Source organism: Methylorubrum subtropicum (assembly GCF_038442325.1).
Taxonomy (GTDB): domain Bacteria; phylum Pseudomonadota; class Alphaproteobacteria; order Rhizobiales; family Beijerinckiaceae; genus Methylobacterium; species Methylobacterium subtropicum.
In genome coordinates this window covers 1-663 of sequence record NZ_JBBXMW010000057.1, presented here as the reverse complement: position 1 = coordinate 663, position 663 = coordinate 1, and the positions used below count along the sequence as shown (strand labels likewise).

At 70.6% G+C, this 663-nt stretch carries 1 protein-coding gene; it reads left to right on the top strand.

What is annotated here, in order from left to right; genetic code table 11:
* On the top strand, positions 1-663 hold a 663-nt coding region (locus AAHG03_RS27045), incomplete at both ends, for a calcium-binding protein (RefSeq protein WP_342154971.1).

Here is a 663-nt window from a genome sequence, read left to right as displayed (position 1 = left end):
CGGCGGGGCGGGCTCGGACACCTACGTCGTCGACAATGCGGGTGACCGCGTCGTCGAGGCGAAGGGCGGCGGCGCCGACCGCGTCGTCGCGGGCATCTCCTACGCGCTCGCGGCCGGCCAGGAAATCGAGACGCTGGCCACCACCGTCGCCACGAGCACGGCCGGGATCAACCTCACCGGCAACGCGTTCGCCAACACCATCACCGGCAATGCCGGCGCCAACCTGCTGAACGGCGGGGCCGGGGCGGACGTGCTTCAGGGCTTGGGCGGCAACGACATCTACGTCGTCGACAATGCGGGCGACCGCGTCGTCGAGGCGAAAGGCGGGGGAGCCGACCGCGTCGTGACCGGCATCTCCTACACCCTCACGGCGGGCCAGGAGATCGAGAGCCTGGCCACGACCGTCGCGACCGGCACGGGGGCCATCAACCTCACGGGCAACGCGTTCGCGAACGCGATCACCGCCAATGCCGGCAGGAACGTGCTCGACGGCGACCTGGGCAACGACACGCTCACGGGTGGGGCCGGCGCCGACACCTTCGTGTTCAGGACGGCACTGAGTGCGGCCAACGTCGATCGCATCACCGACTTCGTCGCCTCGACGGCGGCGGTGCACGACACGATCCAGCTGTCGAAGGGCGTCTTCACCGCGCTCTCGGCCGG